The organism is Oscillatoria sp. FACHB-1407 (genome assembly GCF_014697545.1).
Lineage (GTDB): Bacteria > Cyanobacteriota > Cyanobacteriia > Elainellales > Elainellaceae > FACHB-1407.
The window spans coordinates 73,549-93,479 of sequence record NZ_JACJSA010000024.1; the positions used below are offsets into that span (position 1 = coordinate 73,549).

The window sequence follows — 19,931 nt, forward strand, 5'->3', positions numbered from 1 at the left end:
AACCGATATTAGGTCGGTCTTGCTCTTGTAGCTGCGGTTTCAACCGCCAAGATCCGGATCCCAAACTCAGGTGAATTTACGAAGAGGCGAGTCCCCAAAAGCCACGGAATAATTGCAATGGCACAGACGATTCAAGCCCATCTGATCAAGCTGTCTGAGTTAAAGAACAAATTTGGGTTACCGCTGGTTCGCGATCCATGATTTTTCCCAGAGTGGACAGGTACGACGGCAGAAATCAGCGAGTTAGAGCAATTCTGGCTGGATCGGGTGCAGACTAACTTCACGTCATTACTCGAAGATCCACTTGTATTGGAGAACAGTTTAGTCTTTCCTGCTTTCTTGTAACGTCCACATTCCCGTATCGAGTTGTGTGATGCGTTGGTGGCGAAATTGCTCCAGGGAGACGATCGCCAGATGGTCGGCTTGCGCCTGAGCGATCGCCTCTTCAGACTCACAAGACAATTTCAGTCGGGCATGAAGTTGGAGCCGTAACACCTGCCACTGAAACGGTTTTAATTTGCCGGTGAGGGAGATTCCGGGTTCCTCTGTCACCTCAGAGGCTTGCTCAGCCAACAGTTCCATCAGCAGGCTTGAAATTAGGAGTCCCGCATCCTCTTCCGCGATCGCCGTGGTATCAATTAGCAGAGCAACTTCGGCGCGATCGGGATGGGCCATCACCGCTTCAATAATAGGAGACAGAGCAGATTGAATTTCCGCTTCAGAAGCCGACCAATCGGGGAAGACAATCAGGTTTAGGCTACGAAGATTTTTGAATACTCCATAAATCTGATCAAAGGCATCTCGGCTCAGGGTTTCACTGATGGGTTTGTGATAAGTGAGGGGAGTCGCCGGAACATCCAGTGTTAATTTGAATGGCTCAACTTGTTTAGTTAATTCGATCACCGCCAGCCCATTGCCATAGGGATAGACCCATCCATAATCGGTTTCTGCCATAGCTTCTGGTTGGGTTTGAAGCCATAGTTGCCGGGGATTAAGCTCCACTAATTCGGTGGCAATTCGCTGAAAGTAACTCGTGCTAATTGCAGGTGCCGGAATGCCATAGGTTGAGGTCAATAAGTTGAGATAGTCCTGGCTAAATTGGATATACCAACCCCCATCCAACAACTTACCAAAAGGCACTGTTACGAGTGCTTTGCCCGCTGGTTCTAACAGGTCATAAATTTTGGCGATCGCCTTCAAAGGTGCTTCAAAGTCGTGATCTTCAGCATGTCCGGCATAGCCTTGACCAACATGCTCGACCGTAGAAATGCAAACGATCGCATCAAACTTTTCAGCCGAAGGTAACTCCATTAAGTCGATATTCTCGACTCCTAAAGCCACCTCAAACTTGTCAATAATTCGGCGCGATCGCAACCCCAGATAGTCACTTAAGGCATTCTCATAATTCGAGAGAACGTTGCCAATTTCTAACAGGTTTTGTCGCTTCTCAAGCTGCGCCAGAAACATAAATGCAATGGGAATTTCTACTGACCGTTCTGCCAAATTATTTTGGTCAATGCGGTTGTAATACAGCGGTTTCCCGTTCCACAAAAATGTATTTTTCCAGCGCATAATTCACTGCTCTTACTCAGAGGTTTCAGTCCCAGGCATCCCGTCATCGGCTGTATCACCTGTGACGGGATCAATATACTGACTTTCGATGAGAAACGCACCCCTGGTAAAGCGAACCCCCCAATATCCACCCGGTCGTCGATCTAAAACTGTGCCCTCTTCGCCCACTTGAATGACATTGGGAGGACGCAGCATCGGCATCGACTCTGCCGTTTTGACATAGGGGGGTAGGGCAATCACTCGGACGCGATCGCCAACGGCAAACTCTTTTTCCTTGGCTTCAGACATAGGGCTGTTGGTGTAATAAATAGGCTCGATGTGGATTGTAAATGTTGCCCGGCACCAACAACCCATCTATCTTGTCACGGTGAGTTTTTAAGGAACCTGCCAGGCGCGATCGTGGTACTGATCAGGCTCAGCGTAGGGGTCAACCGCAGCGTGCCCATGACCATGATCGTGTCCGTGAGCATGCCCGTGGCTGTGACCATGATCGTGCCCATGACCATGATCGTGCCCATGACCGTGATCGTGCCCATGACCATGATCGTGCCCATGACTGTGATCGTGCCCATGACCATGATCGTGCCCATGACCATGCCCGTGGTCATGCCCGTGAGCATGACTATGCCCATGATCATGCCCGTGAGTTACCCCATTTTGGACAGCTGCTAAACGAAACTTACACATCTCGCAGTTCATCTGCACCTGCCCCAGTTGGGTTTCAATCTCGCGATCGCGCAACACTGCCATCAATTGAGGATGCATTCCCATTTCAGGGAGACAGGTCATGGAGATCTCAGGGTATTGCTCCTGCTGCTGCGCTGTGATGTCAAAGATTTTTTTGACCAGTGCTCCAGTAAAGAGGAAATAGGGCAAAACGATGATGCGTTTGGGGTTGTACAGGCGGGCACGGCGGAAGCCTTCTTCTAAGCGTGGGTGAGTGATGCCGATAAAGCAAATTTCAACGGTGCTGTAGCCACTACCCTCCCAGAGAATGCGAGCCAGCTTGAAAACATCGCCATTGGCATCAGGGTCACTGGCTCCCCGTCCGACAAACAGCAGCACCGTGTCAGCACGAGAGATACCGTTGGGATTCCAGCGGGGTTGATCTAACTCGGCAAGGCGCGATCGCCACAGGTCTAAAATCCCAGGGGTGATACCAAAATGCCGCCCATAGTGGAAGGTAACCTGGGGATGCCGTTGTCGGGCGCGATCCAGTTCGTTAGTGACATCAAATTTGTTGTGGCGTGCGGCAAAGAGCAACACGGGCAAGACTGACAAATCGGTGTAGCCCTGTTCAACGCAGAGATCGACTCCCTGCTGGATGCTCGGCTCGGTCAACTCCAAAAAGCAAGGAACCACAGGACGGGAGGTGTCGAGTGCCTGATACGCTGTTGCAAAATCAAGCAAGCTTTGCCGTCCGTCGTTGTCTCGACTGCCATGCCCCACCAGCAAGACGGGACGCTGAATCGGCAGTGGGGGCAATATAATTTCCTCGGATGAGGCAAAATCCAACGGATGGGTTACGGAAAAAGAAGTGGAATGTTCGGTAGGAATCGTCATTGGGAAATTAAACTCCTTTCCTGTGCGACGCAGGAAATAGAGTGAATAAGCAGCCCGGCGGCATCCTGGCTCGTAGTTTGGAATCACAAGATAAAGCAGGCGATCGCACTCATCTTCGATTGAAAGCCCGTTGATCCTTGCTACATTACAGTTGCGGCACAGCACCGGAATTAAACCGGACTTTCCCGACAGAGCTACTGTTCACTAGTGCTCCGTTATCTTACCCTATTGGCGATCGCCCCAAAATGCCGGGAGTGGGGAGCCGCAAGAAAAAGGCTGAAGGATGAAGGCTCAAGGCTAAAAGAATTCCAATCTATAGCCATCCTAATTTGATTCATGAAAAAGTTTGAGATATGGTCAATGGTCAATCGTTAATCGTCAATCGTCAATCGTCAATCGTCAATGGTCAATCGTCAATAGTTGCTGACCATACACAAATGACGCATGAAAGAGTAGGTTTCACGATCGATTTAGAACTGCTATATGATGCATCTTTCTTCCTTCAGCCTTTAGCCTTTAGCCTTTTCTTTTTTTCTTCTTCCTTTTTCCCTCTTCTTTTTTCTTTCTTCTGAATATGTCTTTGAAGCAACAGATTTCATTTTATTTAGAGGATATTGAAACTCCATTAGGACGAGCAATTAACTTTGTTATCACAGGGTTAGTATTGCTCTCTTGTGTTATTTTTATAACGCTTACTTATCCCATTCCTGACTCAACACGAGCCACGTTGAATGCCCTAGATAACGGCATTCTGCTGATCTTCATAGTGGAATATCTATTGCGATTTTGGTGCGCTGAAGACCGGGCAAAATATGTTTTCAGCCTTTACTCTATGATCGATTTAATAGCCATTCTGCCTTTCTTTTTAGGTGCGACAACCGACATTCGATTTATCCGTTTATTTCGCTGGTTCCGCATTTTGCGATTAATTCGCTTTATCGAAGGAAGAACTATTTTTGGTTATGTCAGTAGCGAGGATAGTGTCATCGTTACTCGCATTTTATTTACTATTTTTGCGATCGTTTTTGTCTTCTCAGGGCTGATTTATCAGGTGGAACATCCTTCCAACCCAGAAGGATTTAAAACCTTTTTAGATGCAATTTATTTCTCGGTGGCGACGATGACCACCGTTGGCTTTGGGGATGTCACACCAAAGTCAGAATTGGGGCGGTTTCTGACCGTTCTCATGATCCTCACAGGCATTGCTCTGATTCCCTGGCAATTAGGGAATCTGATCAAGCGATTGGTCAAAACCACGGATCAGGTTGAAATTCCTTGTTCTTGTTGTGGCTTATCGGTTCATGATGACGATGCCCACTTTTGTAAAGCCTGTGGGGCAAAGTTGGGGAGTGGGGAACGGAGAGTAGGGAATGGGGAACAAGAAGTAGGGAGTGGGGAACAAAATTCAGGATTGACAACGTAACCACACTCAATCGCGTCCTTGCCGATGCCCTCAACTAACGGCGGTCTGACGTTGTGCCTGACGCATTTGAATCTGCTCCAAGTTACCCACCGGAATCGCCGAAATCAGTTGACGAGTATAAGCCTGCTGAGGTTCGCGGTAGATTTGCTCTGCTGGACCCAACTCCTCAATCTTGCCCCGATTCATCACCACAATGCGATCGCTCATAAACTTGACCACACTCAAGTCATGGGAAATGAAGATGTAGGTCAGCTTGAATTCCTCCTGCAACTCCTTGAGCAGGTTCAACACCTGTGCCTGCACCGACACATCCAACGCTGACACAGATTCATCGCAGATGATGAACTTGGGGTTGAGGGCGATCGCCCGTGCAATACAAATCCGCTGACGTTGTCCACCAGAGAACTCATGGGGATACCGATTGCTTGTGCGGGGATCTAAACCCACCCGCTCCAGCAGATAGGCAACCCGTTCTTCGCGATTGCGCTTGCTGCTGCCGACCTGGTGAATTCTCAACGGTTCCATCACGGCTTCACCAATGGTTATGCGGGGATCGAGGGAGCTAAACGGATCTTGAAAGATAATTTGCATCTCTCGCCGCAGCTTCCGGAGTTCCTTGGGGTTAAGGTGAGTAATCTCGCGTCCCTCAAACCAGATCTGCCCACCCATCGTTTTAACCAGACGCAACAGGGTTCGTGCCAGGGTGGATTTACCGCAGCCCGACTCACCCACTAGCCCCAATGTCTCACCCGGATAGACTTCAAAGGAAACATTGTTCACCGCCATCAGATAGCGTTGGGTCTGCCCCAACACACCCCGAACGGGATAGCCAACTTGCAGATTTTTGACTTGAATCAGCGGTGGCTGTTGTTGCAGTTCAACTAATCGTTGTCTGAGTTCGGCTTCGCTGACCTCGGCATTCATTCGCAACGCCTGATCAACATCTAACTGCTTCTCTTGAATGACCTTCTCCCCGTTGGGCTTGACTTCAACCTCCATAAAGTCAGCCACCGTCGGCAAATACTTCAAACGGCGATCGAGCTGTGGACGGCAGGTCAACAAGCCCTTGGTATAAGGATGTTGAGGATTGGAGAAGATATCCAGCACAGGTCCATATTCCACGATCTTGCCCTGATACATTACAGCAACCGTATCAGCGATATCGGCAATGATGCTCAAGTCGTGGGTGATGAAGAGGATAGACATACCCCGGCGATCGCGCAGTTCTCGCAGCAGATCCAAAATTGTCGCCTGCACCGTCACATCCAACGCCGTCGTCGGTTCATCGGCAATCAACAGTGACGGATTGCAGGAAATCGCCATCGCAATCATCATCCGTTGGATTTGCCCACCCGAAAGCTCGTGGGGGTAGCGATCGAGAATCGCGTGTTTCTGACGGTTAACCCCCTGACGAATATCACGCTCTGAGGGAGCCTCAGCCAGTCTGCCAGATTTAGACTGCTGTTCCTGCCACTCCTGCAAAAACCGCTGTTCCAACTCCTCGTCACTGGGCAACAGCTTGACTTCTTGTAGCAGGTTGATGGCTCGGCGGCGTGCCTCTGGCACGGGAATATTTTCGTGTTGTTGGATCGCCTCAATTAATTGAAAGCCACAGGTATAGACCGGATTGAGCGAGCTCATCGGCTCTTGAAAAATCATTGAGATTTTGCCGCCCCGATAGCTCTGCATTTGCCCCTCCGACAGGGCGCACAGATTCACCGGATCAACTGGAGCCGTGTCAGATGCCACTGAAGCAGAGTCTGTGACGGCTTCTCGAAACCAGATCTCGCCTCCCACAATTTTTCCGGGTGGAGTAGGAACAAGTCGCATCACAGACAGGGCAGTCACTGATTTGCCAGATCCGGATTCACCTACAATTCCCAGGGTTTGACCTCGTTTGACCTCAAACGAGATGTCATCTACCGCCTGGATAACGCGAGTATCAGTTTGAAACCGAACTCTTAGATTGCGAACGTCTAGAACAAGGTCACTCATGGAGGAGGCACTCACAAGGCAAATATGCCGAAGTCGATTAAATGGATTTTAACAGTGGCACAGCGGTTGATGTGTCATTTACATCAGTTTTGCCCTGAAAAGCCTTTACATCTCCCCCTGACTCTCAACTCCTCACACCCTTGTGCCTGACCTTCACGCGATCGCCCTCGTAGGAGCGATGCAACAAACCCAATGACTCAACCTGCTGAAATGCTTGTTCTACGGTCAATCCCTGGCTAACAGCAACATGGATTAATGCTATTGCGGCTGCAACGACCGCGTTACTACAGTGGATCAAAATGGGTTTTGCTAACACATTAATTTGTCGCAAGACTTGCAGCGTCAGGTCACAATCGAGCGTCTCAGGATTGACCGGAACGTTGCTGTAATGCAGCCCTAACAATTCGGCTTCTTGCTGTTCGGTATCGGGGAAACCGACTTCGTTGGGCGATCGCAAATTCAGCACCGAATGATAGCCCTCAATCGCAACTTCTTTCAACTGCGCTGACGTGACTTGTCCGGCGATCGCCAGATCATCATTAATTCTGCGAATAGTACTAAAACTAAGCATTGCAGCCTCCTGCAAGTTACTCATTACGGGGCATTCATGCTGAGAGATCGTGGACAAAGGTTGCCTTAAATTGAGCGGAGCAAATTCTCAATCCAACATTCAGAACTCATCAGACATTCATCCTCTAACGGCAAAGAGGTTTATCGTTTCAATTAAACTGACATTTAGCAACAGCCATCCCCATTAGGATGAAGGACAGGGGTCAAAACCCCTGAATGAGGGCAATGCCCCCATACCTCCTTCACTGCCTAATCGATGGCAATAGCTAACCAGCTTAAAAGCTCATCAATAAGCTTCTAAACCTGATATCAAGGGGTAGATTATTGCTCTTACAACCCAGAAGGGTTAGCCGGTGATTAGAAAAGCTAGATTTACTTAGCCTTAGCTTAAAGTTACGAAAAGAATATGAGGAACTTGTGAGGAGTAATTCCTTAAACCTTTGAGCTATCAACGACTTGCCGCCCTAAAAGTTTTTGAAAGGGTTTGCTTTTAACCAGATGAATGACGGAATAAGTCACGGTGACAATCACCAGAATGATGGAAAGCCAATGTAACCAGGGCAAATTCCACCCTAGACGCGCCAGACCTAATAACAAAGCGTCATCCAGTAGGCTAATTAGAAACGGCAATAGGGACGTTAAAACAAGCTGGGAAAGATTTTCTAAATCAATATTCATATACAGACTGATTTTTTAATTATTGGTTATAAGCACTCATTTCTGAGAGCGGCGATCGCGCAGAGTTGAAGCTAGAATTACCGCCACTTCAAGAATTAGAAGGTAGCCGATTATGAGCAACCACACAGTTCGCAATCAGTGATTCAAAGTCTGATTGCACGCTCCATTGTTGCAGTCATTATTGAAGTTTTTGAGGAATGCTCGAAGAGCTGATGTTGTTGAAATTGAGTTGTGGTTAACTTCAGATCAATCTTTGTTGTGAGATAGTATTGACGTGCCCTGTGACAGCTTATTGTCAACAACAATAACGGATCTGAGAAGCCATTTTGGCGCAATTCTGCATTTCGCAATCTTGCGCTACAAAACGTAACTTGATTATCCTTACAAAGTTACGTTTTTAACTGGAATGTTTTAGGAGTTGGGGTGGGGCACACGAATTAACTGATTGGGTTGTGGGGCAACAAGTTTGGCGGTCGCTCCATCCAACCAGCGCACTTCTACTGTCTCAATCTGTGTCGTTGTTCCTAACCCGAAGTGAGCAACAGGCTCCATCTGGCAAAGATAACCACTCCCCGCATCGATCGCCTTGGTCTGTCTGCGTTCTGCCGTGGTTAACGTCACCACTGCGCCGCGTGCTGGAGCACCATAGGGAGTCAGTGGCAACACCCGCAACCAGGAATAACTACTAGAGGCTCCGTTGCTAGCAACGTGGTAGAGCGACAGCGGTTGAGCACCGGACTCGCCATGCGCAATGATCAGTTCCAGTCGTCCATCTCCGTCAAAGTCTCCCACAGCGGCTCCGGTTCCCAAGCCAGATGGCTCCAGAGCGTCTCCCGTATCAAGCGAAATCCACTTACCATTCCGCCAACCAAACAACCGATTGGGTTGCCCAATGTTGTTGAAAAACAATTCGTCGTAGCCGTCATTATCAAAATCAGCAGCAATTACGGTGCGAATCCGCGAAGGAATTGCCATCGCCAGTGGGGCACTTTCACGAAACTTGCTGGGTTCCTGTTGTAAATAAAGGCGATGCGGTCCTTCCCAGTTGCCGTAAACCAGGTCAAAGCGACCATCTCCATCAGCATCCAAAACAGCAATGCCGCGCCCATGTTCGTAGGGGTCACTCAAGTTGGCGATCGCCGCAATTTCAACAAAGGTGCCATCCCCTTGATTGCGAAACAAAAAATTAGCCCCATTCTCGTTAGCCGCAAAGATGTCCATTCGCTCTGACACTAACGGTGCCGCGACTAACCCTCGCCCCCCGGTTTTGAGGTTGATGCCTGCTTCAGGAGCCACATCAGCTAACATGCCATCCTCATTCAACTCATAGAGCCGCATTGAACCGCCATAATTAGCGACAATACAACCGTATTTTCCAGAACCATGGCGATCGACCCAGGCGACCGATCGCCCTGCCGTGAGATTCAGAGCATCCTGATTTTGTGGCAAAGAAAATAAATCCTGCCAGATGCCATCCTGCCAGTCAAACAGGCGATCGCCAAATTGCTTGCGACCTGCAAAGGCATCGGTATTTAACACATAAATTTCTTCACGCCCGTCGCCATCTAAATCAGCCGCAGCTACCCCAATTGCCCGTCGCCCATCATCGGCTAGTGTTGCATCTGCAATATCCACAAACCCGGTTTCCTGCCATTTGAGCACCAGGTTGCGCTCTCCAAACCCTGCCACAAATAACTCAAACGCACCATCGCCATCAATGTCGGTAACTGCAACGCCGTAGTTAAGCTGTGCCGGATTGTGAAGCAAGAGAGAACTTTTGTCGATAAACATAGAGGCTACGCCGAGGCTGCACCCAGCAGAATGCGTGAAAAAACTCAATTCAAGATTCAGAACAGGTGCGATCGCCACCTGCGTCCCCAAATGGGTTGTTATTCCAATTATCCTGCCAGGGTTGTGCTCCTTTGACCAGAACCATTTTGAAAAACGCTTCTAAAATCAAAAGGGAGGAACCACGGGTCAATCGTCAGCCACCAATGACCCTCTACTCCCCATTCCCCTACTCTCTTCCCTTTCCACTCATCAAGACAGACGCGATAAATTGCGTCTCTTCCTACCCTCCCACTCTCCTACCCTCCCACGCTTATGAACTTTTGGACTCATCTCTTACATCTAGCTGGTTCCGGCGCGGTCGCTTACATCACTGCTGCCAATATCCGAGACTCCAAAACGCGCCCTAACGTATTAGCAGGCTTTCAATTAGCAGAATCTGGGTCAGTGCCGTTTTTGGAGGCGTTAAGCCAACGTGCCGCTAACGAAGGCGATGAATGGCTAGCAGAGCGGTTGGCTCGCCACGCTCAAGATGAACGGCGACATGGTCAAATCTTTGCTCAAGCACTCAAACGCTTGAATAAGCAAGTGATTGACTTCAAAAGTTTGCCGAAGACTGATACAGATGAACGGCGTCGCAGTCCGTTCTTTGAAGCCTATTTTGAGGGGTACAGTCCAGAGCAGTTAAGCCCTCAAACCATTGACTGGATGGTGTTTTTTGCCAGTACTTACATCCTTGAGTTGGACGCCAGCAAGGAGTTTGCTCGGATGGCGAGAGCACTTCCCGATGATGATGCCAGTGTTTTTCTTCAGAAAGGATTGCTCAGTATTGCGAGCGATGAGACAGGGCACGCTGCCTATCTACATGAAGCTATGCAGCGACGTGTTTCATATGCTGAGGCGGAGGAAGCGATCGCCCACTGGCGCACACGCAAAGTCAACGCGCTGTTGGCAATGGTTGGCAATCTCTTTCAACGCAGCGGTAAGTTTCCGTCAATGGTGCAGGATGGCGTCTCTCCTGAAATGGCTGCCCTGGCAGAAGAACCTGCTGCGCCTGAGTTGGCTTCAGTCTGAGCACCAGTAGATCAAACCTCTAACGCCTGAGAAGGGTCTTGGCAATGCTAAGCCCCGTACAGCAATTTGTCCCGTTGGTAGTCCTATTTAACGTAAATTCGGGATAAGGATTTCGGTGGTTAAAACCGCCGCTATCGGAGCAAAACCGACCTGCGTCGGTTCGTCAAATCCTGCCTTTTCCGGAGTCCGCGTCGGTGGACTTCGCTCTAGTAGCCGCGAATTCATTCACCAGGCTCTTAAACCAAACTGACGTTATTTAGGAAAGGATGGGATTAAGAAAGCGAGAGTGAGGGAGTATGAGCGTGGGTATTCTCACTCTTTTACCCTCTCACCATCCCTCCCGCTAGGACACTACCGTCCCGTTTTCAATTCAAATGACTATCAGCCCAACGCGCCAAGTCCGCTGGGGTATTGCAGTTAAACAGAATCGAGGGATCATCCAGGTGTAACTCAGCCACTACTTGCGTCGCTAACCACCGTTGAAACGATCGCCCCCCTGACTCGATAAACCCCTGTAACTCCAACAGACACGATCGCCGATAAAACCCACACAGTGGCTCCCAACGGTTTGATTGGCGTGGTAAACAGGCGATCGCTTCTGATGGAACGGTGGGTAACTGGGCGATCGCCGCTTGCAACACATCCGCTCTCAATCTCGGCAGGTCACACGCCAACACGAGCACCCAATCCGTCTTGACCTGAGTCAGTCCTTCTGCAAACCCCACCAGAGGTCCCTGAGGTTTCCAATCTGGAATTGCTTCCCCTTCCTGAATCACCCAACAACCCTCTGGGATAACCTCGTAATACCGCTCACCCCATCCTGTAACCACATACACCGGATCAGCGCACTCCTGCGCCATCTGGCAAACCCACCGCAATAAAGGCATCCCATTGACCGGGAGGAGTGCCTTATCGCACCCCATCCGTGAACTGGTACCTCCTGCCAGAACGATCGCCGCCACCTCAGACTGTGTTGCATCTACAGGCTTCATGGGCTTCTATCTAGCCACTAGACCAACCAACACCAAAACCGCTCCAACTGCCAAACAACCAACCATGCCGTAAAAGGCTCCTTTCGCATTCCGGTCAGCTGCTTTGGTCAATTCCTCATCCGTTCTCAACGAAATAATAAATTGCTGTTCAGATTCAGGTGGTTTTTGAATCACCAACCCCCCACTATCACTGACCGTGCCCACGACTAATACTTTGCGGTAGAGCGGCAAAATGGACTCGGAATAACGATAGCCCAGCGTTCTGCGATTGCCAAAGGAAGAGTTTACAGCCAGAGAAAACCCGCCGAAGGATAACAATCCGCCAACGGCTTGCTCTGGACGAAATTCATCCAAAATCTTTACTGTTTCAATATTGGCTCCATCGGGGTTGACCTCGATCGCCCCTCTGTCATCCTGAATCGTGAAGGGAATCGACTGCTGATTGCTGGAGATGACTTCAGACCCCCGTTGTGTATCCTGATACGATTTACCCTCACTGTCCTGCTTCGTCACCTTCTCCTCGTACTCGCGCCGCACTTCCATCTTGTAATAAACACACGGTTCCTGCTTCAACTCGGAGGTAATCGGGCGATCGCACTGAATCACCCCCGACAGCTTGACATAATCACGCCAACTACCACCCCCAATCTCCTGGGCGATCGCTTTTGACATATCCTTCAACTCAGTGGTCGTTACCGGACGAGCCGATCTCAGACAAAACGCTTTATTTTTTTGGTTCTTTTGAATAAAAAAGAGGACGACGCCTACAATCATCAAAATGACGCCCACAATCAGGAATCCCATCTACTCCGCTCCCATTTACCTGGCTTGAGCTATATAGTTCCCAAAACCATCTTGGCTGAGCAACTGCCGGATTGCGGGAAATGATAAAGAGAGTTACACAGATTCAGAAGGAATAAAAGCATCATCACGCGGGTGAAATCGCGGATGTAACAATGCCTCAACGGGCTGATCGGCTTTGAGGTGCTGTTCCACGATCAGGGGCACATCCTCCACCTTGACACGGCAATACCAAACCTGATCAGGCATCACCTGTACGGTTGGTCCAGACGCACATTGCCCCATGCACTCACTGCCACTAGCAAACACAGTCGGCAAATCGGTTTTTTGAAACGCAGCTAATACGTCTTCTGAGCCACTTCTGGCACACGATCGAGCTTGACAAACCAGAACGCAGCGACGCTTCATCTACTACTCCCTAATTCCCTACTCCCCACTCCCTGAATACCTTCTATCGCAACCATCGATCAAAAAAGGTATTAATCGATTTCTTAATTAAACGGCGACGACGCCACTTCTGAAAGGCATCCTCGTAGTCGTCTCCATCCATCTGCCGCAACTTCCAGACACTCAACGCCGTGAAGACACCCCACCCTAAAAGGACATACAGTGACCACGTCAACCCACCCGCTGTCAGTAGATTCAACACAACCAAAAAGGCGTTGACAATGAGAAAGCGAGTTAACCGCTGTTTGAGCCGTTGTTGCCGATAAAGATTAAAGGTTTGTCGCTCTCGGTTCTCACCTTGTCGTGTCAGCCATTCCTGCTCAGCTAACTGCAAATCCATAGGGGAAATCCCTAGCTCATCAGCGATCTCCAACAGTTGGGCACGAGTCAACTCACCCGCATCCGTTTGACGGGCGATCGCCAACTGCAAAATCTCTTGAACATCTTCCTGGCTATACAGATCAGTCATCGCCGCTTCAGAGGTGAGCATGAGGACATACAACCCAGACCTACAATTCCGTTATACGAAAATCTAACCCCCAGTGACATTGGGTTAGGGTACGGATATCAAGACAGAGACAGAATAAGATTTGTATCTTATTCCAGCTAAAGCATGGCTATTTTTAGATTTCAGTAAGATTCGCAAATTAGATTATTAAGAGATTCCTATGATTTCCTGGCTAAATCTTTCAGTTGAGCTAGCCAGCTCGTTTTATAATGTGGTGTGGGAATCTTTTTTAAAAAAACTTTTTACAACTGCGACAAGTCCTGAGATTGACGGTTTGAAGCAGATTTTTTCACGGTCATAGCTAAAGATTGATTCAGAGGGATTGACTCATGGACGCTACGAACCCAGTCAGGCGTAACGGTCGCAGAGGCAAGGCTACAAAGGAGACAACAGTGGAAAGCACGACGGATAGTCCAGCAGCAACGGAGCAAAATATGGCTGAGCAAACAAAAACGACCAGCAATGGTGACGCAAAGACTGAGATAACTGCCCTGTCCTTGAAACCCAACGCTGAACAAGCGTCTAGTGGTGTTGCTGGGATGATTTCTGTATCGGGCGATCGCCCCATTGCAGTGAGCAATCTAGACGTATACGGCACGATTCTTAACAACCGTCCCATCATGGCAAGCCATATCAAAGTGTTGGATGTCACTGCTGTGGGAGGGCGTCCCATTTTTGCGAGTGACCTCGTCATCCGAGAAGATTTGTCGCTTCCTGGTGGTCGTCCTGTATTTGCTAGCGACCCTCATCTACTAGAAGCGTCTATGTTGCCGGGTGGTCGCCCCATCGCTTCAAATGAAATCGATGACGCTGAGACACTGATGGGTTTCATCGACTAATTCCCGCAATAGGTGTCATAACCCTCATCCAACGAATTCTGAATAATAAAGGGTCTAGAGAACTAGACCCTTTTTTGTTTTTACAGGTTTTTGTTTTTACAGGGATGGATTGACATTGCCTGGGACTGCCTGGTGCGACTTTGCCCCCAGATAAAGCTCTCCCACCTTGGGATCATTCAACAAATCACTGCCGCGCCCCTCAAAGCGATCGCGTCCCGTATCCAGAACATATCCCCGATCTGCCATTGCCAGAGCTTTACGCGCGTTTTGCTCCACCAGGGCGATCGCCGTTCCAGACTCGTTAATTTGCTTAATCCGATCCAAAACTCCCTGAACCATTTGCGGAGATAGGGCAGCGGATGGCTCATCCAACAAGAGTAGGCTAGGCTCCAGCATCAAGGCTCGCCCCATTGCAAGTTGCTGCCGCTCTCCACCAGAAAGCGTTCCGGCTCGCTGTCGTCGTCGCTCAGCCAGCACTGGAAACATCTCAAAAATCCGTTGCTTTGACGAGCCTAGGGACGCCTCTCGAACAAATCCTCCCATCTCCAAGTTCTCTTCGACCGTGAGTGAAGGAAATACGTTTGAGATCTGTGGAACATAACACATGCCCCGACGGACAATCTGATCCGATTTCAGTCCAGCAATATTCTCGTCCTGAAAGAGAATTTTGCCCCGGTGGGGAGAGAGCAACCCAAAGATAGTTTTTGCCAAGGTGGATTTACCCGCTCCATTGGGACCAATAATTGCCACGAGTTCCCCCGGATACACCCTGAAGTTAATCCCTTGCAAAATATCCAAATCTTTTATGTATCCAGCGTAGACATCCTCTACAACTAGCAGCGGGGTCATATCACCCATAGATTCATCTCTGACAACAGTGCGATCGAGGGCACTAACCGTTAGCAATAACAGCACTTACCCATTCAGCCATTCTTGCATATCTAAGCGGTTAGCTTTCAACCCTGACTTCTATCCCTAGTCTCCCCCAACGTTAATGTCACTGCCCCAGACCTCAGCCCCTGTCAGGTTAATACCCGTCAAAATAGCTCCGGCAGTGTCAGCCTGGTGGACTGTCGCATCCGTCAAGTTTGCATTGGTCAGATTCGCCTGAGTCAGGCTAGCGTTTGTCGCAAATGCCCCTGTCAAGTTGGCATTGGTTAGATTCGCGCCCGTCAAATCTGCACCCTCTAGATTGACATTGACCAGAATGGCGCGCTCTAAGTTCGCGTTTCTCAAATCAGCCCCAATTAAATGAGCACCTGTTAAATCTGCACCCCGCAGATCGCACCCGGCACAAGCTCCCGTTTCTAACAATTGCTGGACCTGAGCCGGATCAGCTGCATTCACCGGGAGGGCGATCGCTGCTGATACCAGGACACCAACCGCTGTCAGTACTCCAAATTTCATATCTCTACCTCCAAAAACGCCAGGGAAGTGCGGAGGTTATCTTTGAGAGAACAGGTGTGCTCTAAACCTCTCATTGTTAGCGTGACACAGGCAGTAGCACCCTATCTTCGTTCCATTGATGGAATCGTCAAGACAATCTATCCTCCGTTAGGATTAGCCTGACAGTAGTGCAATTCCACAGAAAACCTCCGCTGTACCGTTAGATACAGCACGCAAGATAAGAATTCCTGACAGAGATCGAATCAGCCAACCGCGCACGATCGGTAGTCAGCAGTCCTTAAGGAGCAATGAACCATTGACCACGGACGATTGACGATTGACCGTTGATTGACAATTGACGGTTAACTATTGATGATTGACCACGGACAATTAACGATTGACCGCGAACGATTAACAATTGACCGTTGATTGACGATTGACCACGGACAATTGACCGTTTACTATTGACAATTCCTACAGCACCTCAGCCCGCAACTTCGCTAGAGGCAGGCAGAGAAACTTTTCCCAGTTCGGCACAAAGGCTCGTTTGTTAAACACATCATACTGGTTGCGCTCAATCACATCCAGAATTCGACGATAAAACATGAGAGCCGCCCACAATGGGAAGCGAGCATCAGGGCTTAACATCCGAATGCCCCGCTCAGCACTGGCATAAAACTTGCGCGCTCGCTGGATCTGGAACTTCATTAGCTCACACCAGCGATCGTCGATCACGCTGTTGAGCAAATCCTGCTCGGTGTAGTTAAACAGAGCTAATTCTTCTAAGGGGATGTAGATTCGACCGCGACGTGCATCTTCCCCAACATCCCGCAAAATATTGGTCAGTTGTTTAGCAATGCCCAGTGCGATCGCCTCTTCTCTGGGAATGTACAGTTCTTGCTGCTGAAACCAGGGAGCCGTATGCTGTGTCGTGTCTAACCCCATAATGGCTTTTGACATTAAACCAACTGTTCCGGCGACGCGATAACAGTACAGGTTCAACTCCTCAAAGGTGTCATAGCGGCTGCGATATAAATCCATCCGCTGCCCCGCAATCATGTCCCGAAAGGGCTGAATCTCCACGGGATATCGCTCTAACGTGTCTACTAAGGCAACATCAAAGTCATCGATGGGGTGACCCGCAAACACCGACTCCAGGCTATGTTCCCACTGGTCAAGCGTTGCTTCGGTCGTGAGTTCAGCGAGTGGTCCATCAACTAACTCGTCGGTGCGACGGCACCAGGCATAAATTGCCCAAAATGCCTGTCGCTTACCGGGAGGAAGCAATAACGTGCCCAAATAAAACGTCGTGGAATGCTTTGCGATGACTTGACGGCAAAGCTCATAGGCATCCTCCAAGGAAGCCAGGGGGGTGATGCGGGGAGATTCAGGCAATTGCAGCATTACATTGCAAGCTGGTGGATAGACTTTAAAACTATCAGCATTTGGTTACAATCTTTAAGCTTTTGTGTATTTAAGCCAAAGCTTATTTGGGCGATCGCAACCAACAAATCTTAGTGAGCCGGAGACGGTTGAACTGACTCCAGGTGAGGCAGTGACGGATCCAAAGCAGGCGATGACGCATCAATCGCAAGCGATCGCTGACTAATAGCCTGCGCTGTCAGCTTACCAGAAAGCACCGCACCTTCCATACTGGCTAGATAACGTTGCATCGTGAAGTCACCAGACAAGTAGAAATTGGATATCGGAGTCGTCTGGGAGGGGCGATATTGCTGCCGCCCAGGAGTGGCTTTATAAACCGAACGTGGGGTCTTCACGACCTTGTACTTCAACAGTTTCGCTGAGTCATCACCCCCAAAATGATCGGGGAATAGATTCTTGAGTTCAACTAGTGTCGCTGCCACGATGTCTTCATCAGAGCGGGTAATCCACTCGTGAGCAGGTGCCAGGACTAGCTCCAACATCGAGCGATCGGGGTTGGCATACTCGCGGCAGGTGTTGCTCATGTCGGCGTAGACACTGAGGAGGGGCGATCGCGAAAACAGCAGATGATCCACATCCGTCAACTTGCGATCAAACCAGAGATGAAGGTTGATAACGGGGACTCCTTCCAACTCATTGAGTTGCTTGAAGTAATCCATCTCACGCCACGGAGCAGGCAACATCACCTTGAGAGGATCGACAGGCATCGCCGATACATAAACGTCGGCAGTAACCACTTCATCCTCTGCTCCATCCAGCCCACGAATCAAGAAGCCACGAACTGAATTGTCAGGGTTTAATAGGATTTCCTTGAGGGGGGCATTGAGGCGAACTTCACCACCCCGCTCCACAACGTGATCCACCATTGGTTGGCATAGTCGCTCTGTTGGGGAGCCATCCAAAAATGCCATCTTGGAACCATATCGCTCCTGCAAGAAGCGATTCATAGCGGTGAGAATAACAGTCGAGGAAATTTCATCTGGTCCAATGAAGTTAAGCGACTTAGACATGGCGATGAAAATTTCATCATTCACCCGCTCTGGAATGCCGTGCTTTTGCAACCATTCTGTCCAGGAATAGCGATCCATCTCCTCAACGTAGCTCTGACCACGCACCATCACTGGAATCAAGCCCAAGCCGAACTTGATTTTTTCCTCCCAGGTGAGCATGTCATTGTTACGTAAAATCGCTGCAATTCCGTTCCAGGGTGCAGGAATATCGGGAAAATCGAAGCGAGAATAAACCCCAGGATTGTCGGGTTGATTCATAATCATGCTGTGCTCTTTCCACTGCAACCGATCCTCAATGTCCAACTCTTTGAACAGTTGCAGCATGTTGGGATAAGCACCAAAGAAGATGTGTAACCCTGTTTCGTACCAATCACCGTCTTCATCTTTCCAGGCTGCTACCTTGCCCCCCAATACGTCCCGCCGCTCCAGAACGATGGGAGTATGTCCAGCATCAGCCAAATATTTGGCACAAGAAAGACCGGCTAATCCTGCTCCAGCGATCGCAACTCGCATGTATGGCTTCTATCCTTCGATATGCTTGATCATCGTGTTCCATTAATTATATGTTGCAATCCGTAACATTTTGATCGCCGAAACTTTCTTTTCTGGCAAATTCCCAAAGAAATCAACCGATTTACTCTCATTTTGGATGTTTCAGTTGTCCTCTTCAGTCAGCAACTCGGCATCCCGATATAAATCCTTGAGGGCTTGTTTCTGAGTGCGGCGAGAAGGACGGCGATATTTCTTAGTAGCCAGTTTGGGTTCCGTTTCAATCTGTCCCTCCTGGCGAATCTTTTGTTTTACCGTCGATTCCACTGTGCCCGATCGCTCCAGTGCCGTTTGATACGCGATCGCCTCTTCTAAAAATGTCAGGTAATGCTCATATCGCTCCCAATCTCCGCGCACTGCACAGTTGGGTTCATCCCGGTGCAGACAATCGCTAAACTGACAACTTGCTTGACTCAGGCGATGGCGAGCTTCAGGAAAATAACTGGCTAATTCTCTAGGGGTGCAGTCGATGTCGGGTTGATTGAACCCCGGCGTATCTGCCAGCAGCCCTCCCTGAGGTAACGTGAATAGCTCTACGTGGCGAGTCGTGTGACGCCCCCGACCTAACTTACCGGAAACCGCCCCCACTCGCACTTCGATTTCCGGAATTAGATGATTGATTAAACTTGATTTACCAACCCCAGAGGGACCAGAAACAACGGTAATACGATGCGCTAACTGAGCCTGGATCGCGTCCAACCCCTGGTTCCTCTGAACGCTCATTGCAATAGGGTTGTAGCCCCACTCTCGCAGGCGATCGCCCCAACTCTGCAACTCCTGTGATGAAATCAAGTCGCTTTTATTCAGGCACAGACCTACAGCTAACCCAGTAGACTCGGCTTTCACCAAAAATCGGCTCAGTTGCAACGGTTCTAACGTCGGTTCCGCCAGCGCAAATACCAGAAAAATCTGGTCTACGTTCGCCACTGGAGGACGATCCAATTCCGTATGGCGAGGCAAGACTTGTGCGATCGCCCCCCGCTTGCTAACCCAGTCCACTTCTTCGACCTGAACGCGATCCCCCACCATAACCTGTTGCCCAATTTTCTTCAGGCGCGATCGTCGAGTACACAGCAATATCTCAGGCTGCACCCCAGAGGAAGGTCCAGCTCCATCAAGCTGCACCCAGTAATAATTGGCTTGAACCGCTAAGACAGTTCCCAGGAATGGCGGTTTGCTCGAAACGGGTGAGACTGGGTTTGCCTCGCCAACAGACGTGAGTGGATCGACATCAGCACTCATAACTCAAACCCTTCAGACTCTGGACATCCATTCGCCGCCGCTTAAGCGATT

The 19,931-nt window shown here is 49.5% G+C and carries 22 protein-coding genes and 1 riboswitch; of the genes, 4 read left to right on the forward strand and 18 right to left on the reverse strand.

What is annotated here, in order from left to right:
- Nucleotides 1–321: 321 nt before the first annotated feature.
- From H6G89_RS28560 to H6G89_RS28570, 3 genes are all read right to left on the reverse strand, one after another.
- Nucleotides 322–1,572, reverse strand: coding sequence for an SAM-dependent methyltransferase (locus H6G89_RS28560; protein WP_190513081.1), 1,251 nt, complete (start codon nucleotides 1,570–1,572; stop codon nucleotides 322–324).
- Between the two features lie 12 nt (nucleotides 1,573–1,584).
- Complete coding sequence (gene sipA, locus H6G89_RS28565; RefSeq protein WP_190513083.1) at nucleotides 1,585–1,860, reverse strand: regulatory protein SipA; 276 nt, start codon at nucleotides 1,858–1,860, stop codon at nucleotides 1,585–1,587.
- 87 nt (nucleotides 1,861–1,947) lie between these two features.
- Nucleotides 1,948–3,135 (reverse strand): sirohydrochlorin chelatase, encoded by a 1,188-nt coding sequence (locus H6G89_RS28570; RefSeq protein WP_190513086.1) that lies wholly within the window; start codon nucleotides 3,133–3,135, stop codon nucleotides 1,948–1,950.
- A gap of 39 nt (nucleotides 3,136–3,174) precedes the next feature.
- Nucleotides 3,175–3,344: riboswitch (cobalamin riboswitch) on the reverse strand.
- A gap of 144 nt (nucleotides 3,345–3,488) precedes the next feature.
- Here H6G89_RS28570 and H6G89_RS28575 point away from each other — a divergent pair.
- On the forward strand, nucleotides 3,489–3,707 hold the full coding sequence (locus tag H6G89_RS28575; RefSeq protein ID WP_190513089.1) for a hypothetical protein: 219 nt from the start codon (nucleotides 3,489–3,491) through the stop codon (nucleotides 3,705–3,707).
- Between the two features lie 2 nt (nucleotides 3,708–3,709).
- Nucleotides 3,710–4,558, forward strand: a complete 849-nt coding sequence (locus H6G89_RS28580; RefSeq protein ID WP_190513091.1) for an ion transporter — start codon at nucleotides 3,710–3,712, stop codon at nucleotides 4,556–4,558.
- Nucleotides 4,559–4,588: 30 nt separating this feature from the next.
- Here the strand turns inward: H6G89_RS28580 and H6G89_RS28585 are convergent, their stop codons facing one another.
- The 5 genes from H6G89_RS28585 to H6G89_RS28605 all read right to left on the reverse strand — a co-directional run bounded on the left by H6G89_RS28585 (nucleotide 4,589) and on the right by H6G89_RS28605 (nucleotide 9,782).
- Nucleotides 4,589–6,553: an ABC transporter ATP-binding protein gene (locus H6G89_RS28585; RefSeq protein WP_190513093.1), complete on the reverse strand. Its 1,965-nt coding sequence runs from the start codon at nucleotides 6,551–6,553 to the stop codon at nucleotides 4,589–4,591.
- Nucleotides 6,554–6,677: 124 nt separating this feature from the next.
- The gene (locus H6G89_RS28590; RefSeq protein ID WP_190513095.1) at nucleotides 6,678–7,124 is read right to left on the reverse strand and encodes a beta-lactamase hydrolase domain-containing protein; all 447 of its coding nucleotides are present in this window, start codon (nucleotides 7,122–7,124) and stop codon (nucleotides 6,678–6,680) included.
- Between the two features lie 431 nt (nucleotides 7,125–7,555).
- Complete coding sequence (locus tag H6G89_RS28595; RefSeq protein WP_190513097.1) at nucleotides 7,556–7,801, reverse strand: hypothetical protein; 246 nt, start codon at nucleotides 7,799–7,801, stop codon at nucleotides 7,556–7,558.
- Nucleotides 7,802–8,212: 411 nt separating this feature from the next.
- Nucleotides 8,213–9,592, reverse strand: a complete 1,380-nt coding sequence (locus tag H6G89_RS28600; protein WP_190513099.1) for a CRTAC1 family protein — start codon at nucleotides 9,590–9,592, stop codon at nucleotides 8,213–8,215.
- Between the two features lie 49 nt (nucleotides 9,593–9,641).
- Nucleotides 9,642–9,782: a hypothetical protein gene (locus H6G89_RS28605; RefSeq protein ID WP_190513101.1), complete on the reverse strand. Its 141-nt coding sequence runs from the start codon at nucleotides 9,780–9,782 to the stop codon at nucleotides 9,642–9,644.
- A gap of 122 nt (nucleotides 9,783–9,904) precedes the next feature.
- On the opposite strand from H6G89_RS28605, the gene H6G89_RS28610 reads away from it, so the two are divergent.
- Nucleotides 9,905–10,663: a ferritin-like domain-containing protein gene (locus H6G89_RS28610; RefSeq protein ID WP_190513103.1), complete on the forward strand. Its 759-nt coding sequence runs from the start codon at nucleotides 9,905–9,907 to the stop codon at nucleotides 10,661–10,663.
- An 87-nt stretch (nucleotides 10,664–10,750) separates the two neighbouring features.
- On the opposite strand, the gene H6G89_RS28615 is transcribed toward H6G89_RS28610, so the two are convergent.
- The 5 genes from H6G89_RS28615 to H6G89_RS28635 all read right to left on the reverse strand — a co-directional run bounded on the left by H6G89_RS28615 (nucleotide 10,751) and on the right by H6G89_RS28635 (nucleotide 13,393).
- Complete coding sequence (locus H6G89_RS28615) at nucleotides 10,751–10,888, reverse strand: hypothetical protein (protein ID WP_190513104.1); 138 nt, start codon at nucleotides 10,886–10,888, stop codon at nucleotides 10,751–10,753.
- 140 nt (nucleotides 10,889–11,028) lie between these two features.
- Nucleotides 11,029–11,655 (reverse strand): molybdenum cofactor guanylyltransferase, encoded by a 627-nt coding sequence (locus H6G89_RS28620; protein ID WP_190513106.1) that lies wholly within the window; start codon nucleotides 11,653–11,655, stop codon nucleotides 11,029–11,031.
- A 6-nt stretch (nucleotides 11,656–11,661) separates the two neighbouring features.
- Entirely contained in the window at nucleotides 11,662–12,459 is a 798-nt protein-coding gene (locus H6G89_RS28625; RefSeq protein ID WP_190513108.1) for an E3 ubiquitin ligase family protein, read from the reverse strand.
- Between the two features lie 93 nt (nucleotides 12,460–12,552).
- Nucleotides 12,553–12,864: a (2Fe-2S) ferredoxin domain-containing protein gene (locus H6G89_RS28630; protein ID WP_190513110.1), complete on the reverse strand. Its 312-nt coding sequence runs from the start codon at nucleotides 12,862–12,864 to the stop codon at nucleotides 12,553–12,555.
- 43 nt (nucleotides 12,865–12,907) lie between these two features.
- The gene (locus H6G89_RS28635; RefSeq protein WP_190513112.1) at nucleotides 12,908–13,393 is read right to left on the reverse strand and encodes a 2TM domain-containing protein; all 486 of its coding nucleotides are present in this window, start codon (nucleotides 13,391–13,393) and stop codon (nucleotides 12,908–12,910) included.
- A gap of 347 nt (nucleotides 13,394–13,740) precedes the next feature.
- Between H6G89_RS28635 and H6G89_RS28640 the strand changes: the two genes are divergently transcribed.
- Nucleotides 13,741–14,250, forward strand: a complete 510-nt coding sequence (locus tag H6G89_RS28640; protein ID WP_190513114.1) for a hypothetical protein — start codon at nucleotides 13,741–13,743, stop codon at nucleotides 14,248–14,250.
- A gap of 96 nt (nucleotides 14,251–14,346) precedes the next feature.
- On the opposite strand, the gene H6G89_RS28645 is transcribed toward H6G89_RS28640, so the two are convergent.
- The 5 genes from H6G89_RS28645 to rsgA form a co-directional block, all read right to left on the reverse strand.
- A complete protein-coding gene (locus tag H6G89_RS28645; RefSeq protein WP_309230115.1) occupies nucleotides 14,347–15,165 on the reverse strand; it encodes an ABC transporter ATP-binding protein in 819 nt (272 codons plus the stop codon).
- Between the two features lie 60 nt (nucleotides 15,166–15,225).
- A complete protein-coding gene (locus tag H6G89_RS28650) occupies nucleotides 15,226–15,657 on the reverse strand; it encodes a pentapeptide repeat-containing protein (RefSeq protein ID WP_190513116.1) in 432 nt (143 codons plus the stop codon).
- A 453-nt stretch (nucleotides 15,658–16,110) separates the two neighbouring features.
- Entirely contained in the window at nucleotides 16,111–17,040 is a 930-nt protein-coding gene (crtB, locus tag H6G89_RS28655; RefSeq protein WP_190513117.1) for a 15-cis-phytoene synthase CrtB, read from the reverse strand.
- A 110-nt stretch (nucleotides 17,041–17,150) separates the two neighbouring features.
- Entirely contained in the window at nucleotides 17,151–18,602 is a 1,452-nt protein-coding gene (gene pds / locus H6G89_RS28660; protein WP_190513119.1) for a 15-cis-phytoene desaturase, read from the reverse strand.
- Between the two features lie 141 nt (nucleotides 18,603–18,743).
- The gene (gene rsgA, locus H6G89_RS28665) at nucleotides 18,744–19,880 is read right to left on the reverse strand and encodes a small ribosomal subunit biogenesis GTPase RsgA (RefSeq protein ID WP_190513121.1); all 1,137 of its coding nucleotides are present in this window, start codon (nucleotides 19,878–19,880) and stop codon (nucleotides 18,744–18,746) included.
- Between the last annotated feature and the right edge of the window lie 51 nt (nucleotides 19,881–19,931).

Bases quoted from the DNA above. Each gene is read 5' to 3' on its own strand.
- H6G89_RS28560 (WP_190513081.1), bottom strand. From the start codon at position 1,572: ATGCGCTGGAAAAATACATTTTTGTGGAACGGGAAACCGCTGTATTAC.
- sipA (WP_190513083.1), bottom strand. From the start codon at position 1,860: ATGTCTGAAGCCAAGGAAAAAGAGTTTGCCGTTGGCGATCGCGTCCGA.
- H6G89_RS28570 (WP_190513086.1), bottom strand. From the start codon at position 3,135: ATGACGATTCCTACCGAACATTCCACTTCTTTTTCCGTAACCCATCCG.
- H6G89_RS28575 (WP_190513089.1), top strand. From the start codon at position 3,489: ATGGTCAATGGTCAATCGTTAATCGTCAATCGTCAATCGTCAATCGTC.
- H6G89_RS28580 (WP_190513091.1), top strand. From the start codon at position 3,710: ATGTCTTTGAAGCAACAGATTTCATTTTATTTAGAGGATATTGAAACT.
- H6G89_RS28585 (WP_190513093.1), bottom strand. From the start codon at position 6,553: ATGAGTGACCTTGTTCTAGACGTTCGCAATCTAAGAGTTCGGTTTCAA.
- H6G89_RS28590 (WP_190513095.1), bottom strand. From the start codon at position 7,124: ATGCTTAGTTTTAGTACTATTCGCAGAATTAATGATGATCTGGCGATC.
- H6G89_RS28595 (WP_190513097.1), bottom strand. From the start codon at position 7,801: ATGAATATTGATTTAGAAAATCTTTCCCAGCTTGTTTTAACGTCCCTA.
- H6G89_RS28600 (WP_190513099.1), bottom strand. From the start codon at position 9,592: ATGTTTATCGACAAAAGTTCTCTCTTGCTTCACAATCCGGCACAGCTT.
- H6G89_RS28610 (WP_190513103.1), top strand. From the start codon at position 9,905: ATGAACTTTTGGACTCATCTCTTACATCTAGCTGGTTCCGGCGCGGTC.
- H6G89_RS28615 (WP_190513104.1), bottom strand. From the start codon at position 10,888: ATGAATTCGCGGCTACTAGAGCGAAGTCCACCGACGCGGACTCCGGAA.
- H6G89_RS28620 (WP_190513106.1), bottom strand. From the start codon at position 11,655: ATGAAGCCTGTAGATGCAACACAGTCTGAGGTGGCGGCGATCGTTCTG.
- H6G89_RS28625 (WP_190513108.1), bottom strand. From the start codon at position 12,459: ATGGGATTCCTGATTGTGGGCGTCATTTTGATGATTGTAGGCGTCGTC.
- H6G89_RS28630 (WP_190513110.1), bottom strand. From the start codon at position 12,864: ATGAAGCGTCGCTGCGTTCTGGTTTGTCAAGCTCGATCGTGTGCCAGA.
- H6G89_RS28635 (WP_190513112.1), bottom strand. From the start codon at position 13,393: ATGCTCACCTCTGAAGCGGCGATGACTGATCTGTATAGCCAGGAAGAT.
- H6G89_RS28640 (WP_190513114.1), top strand. From the start codon at position 13,741: ATGGACGCTACGAACCCAGTCAGGCGTAACGGTCGCAGAGGCAAGGCT.
- H6G89_RS28650 (WP_190513116.1), bottom strand. From the start codon at position 15,657: ATGAAATTTGGAGTACTGACAGCGGTTGGTGTCCTGGTATCAGCAGCG.
- crtB (WP_190513117.1), bottom strand. From the start codon at position 17,040: ATGCTGCAATTGCCTGAATCTCCCCGCATCACCCCCCTGGCTTCCTTG.
- pds (WP_190513119.1), bottom strand. From the start codon at position 18,602: ATGCGAGTTGCGATCGCTGGAGCAGGATTAGCCGGTCTTTCTTGTGCC.
- rsgA (WP_190513121.1), bottom strand. From the start codon at position 19,880: ATGAGTGCTGATGTCGATCCACTCACGTCTGTTGGCGAGGCAAACCCA.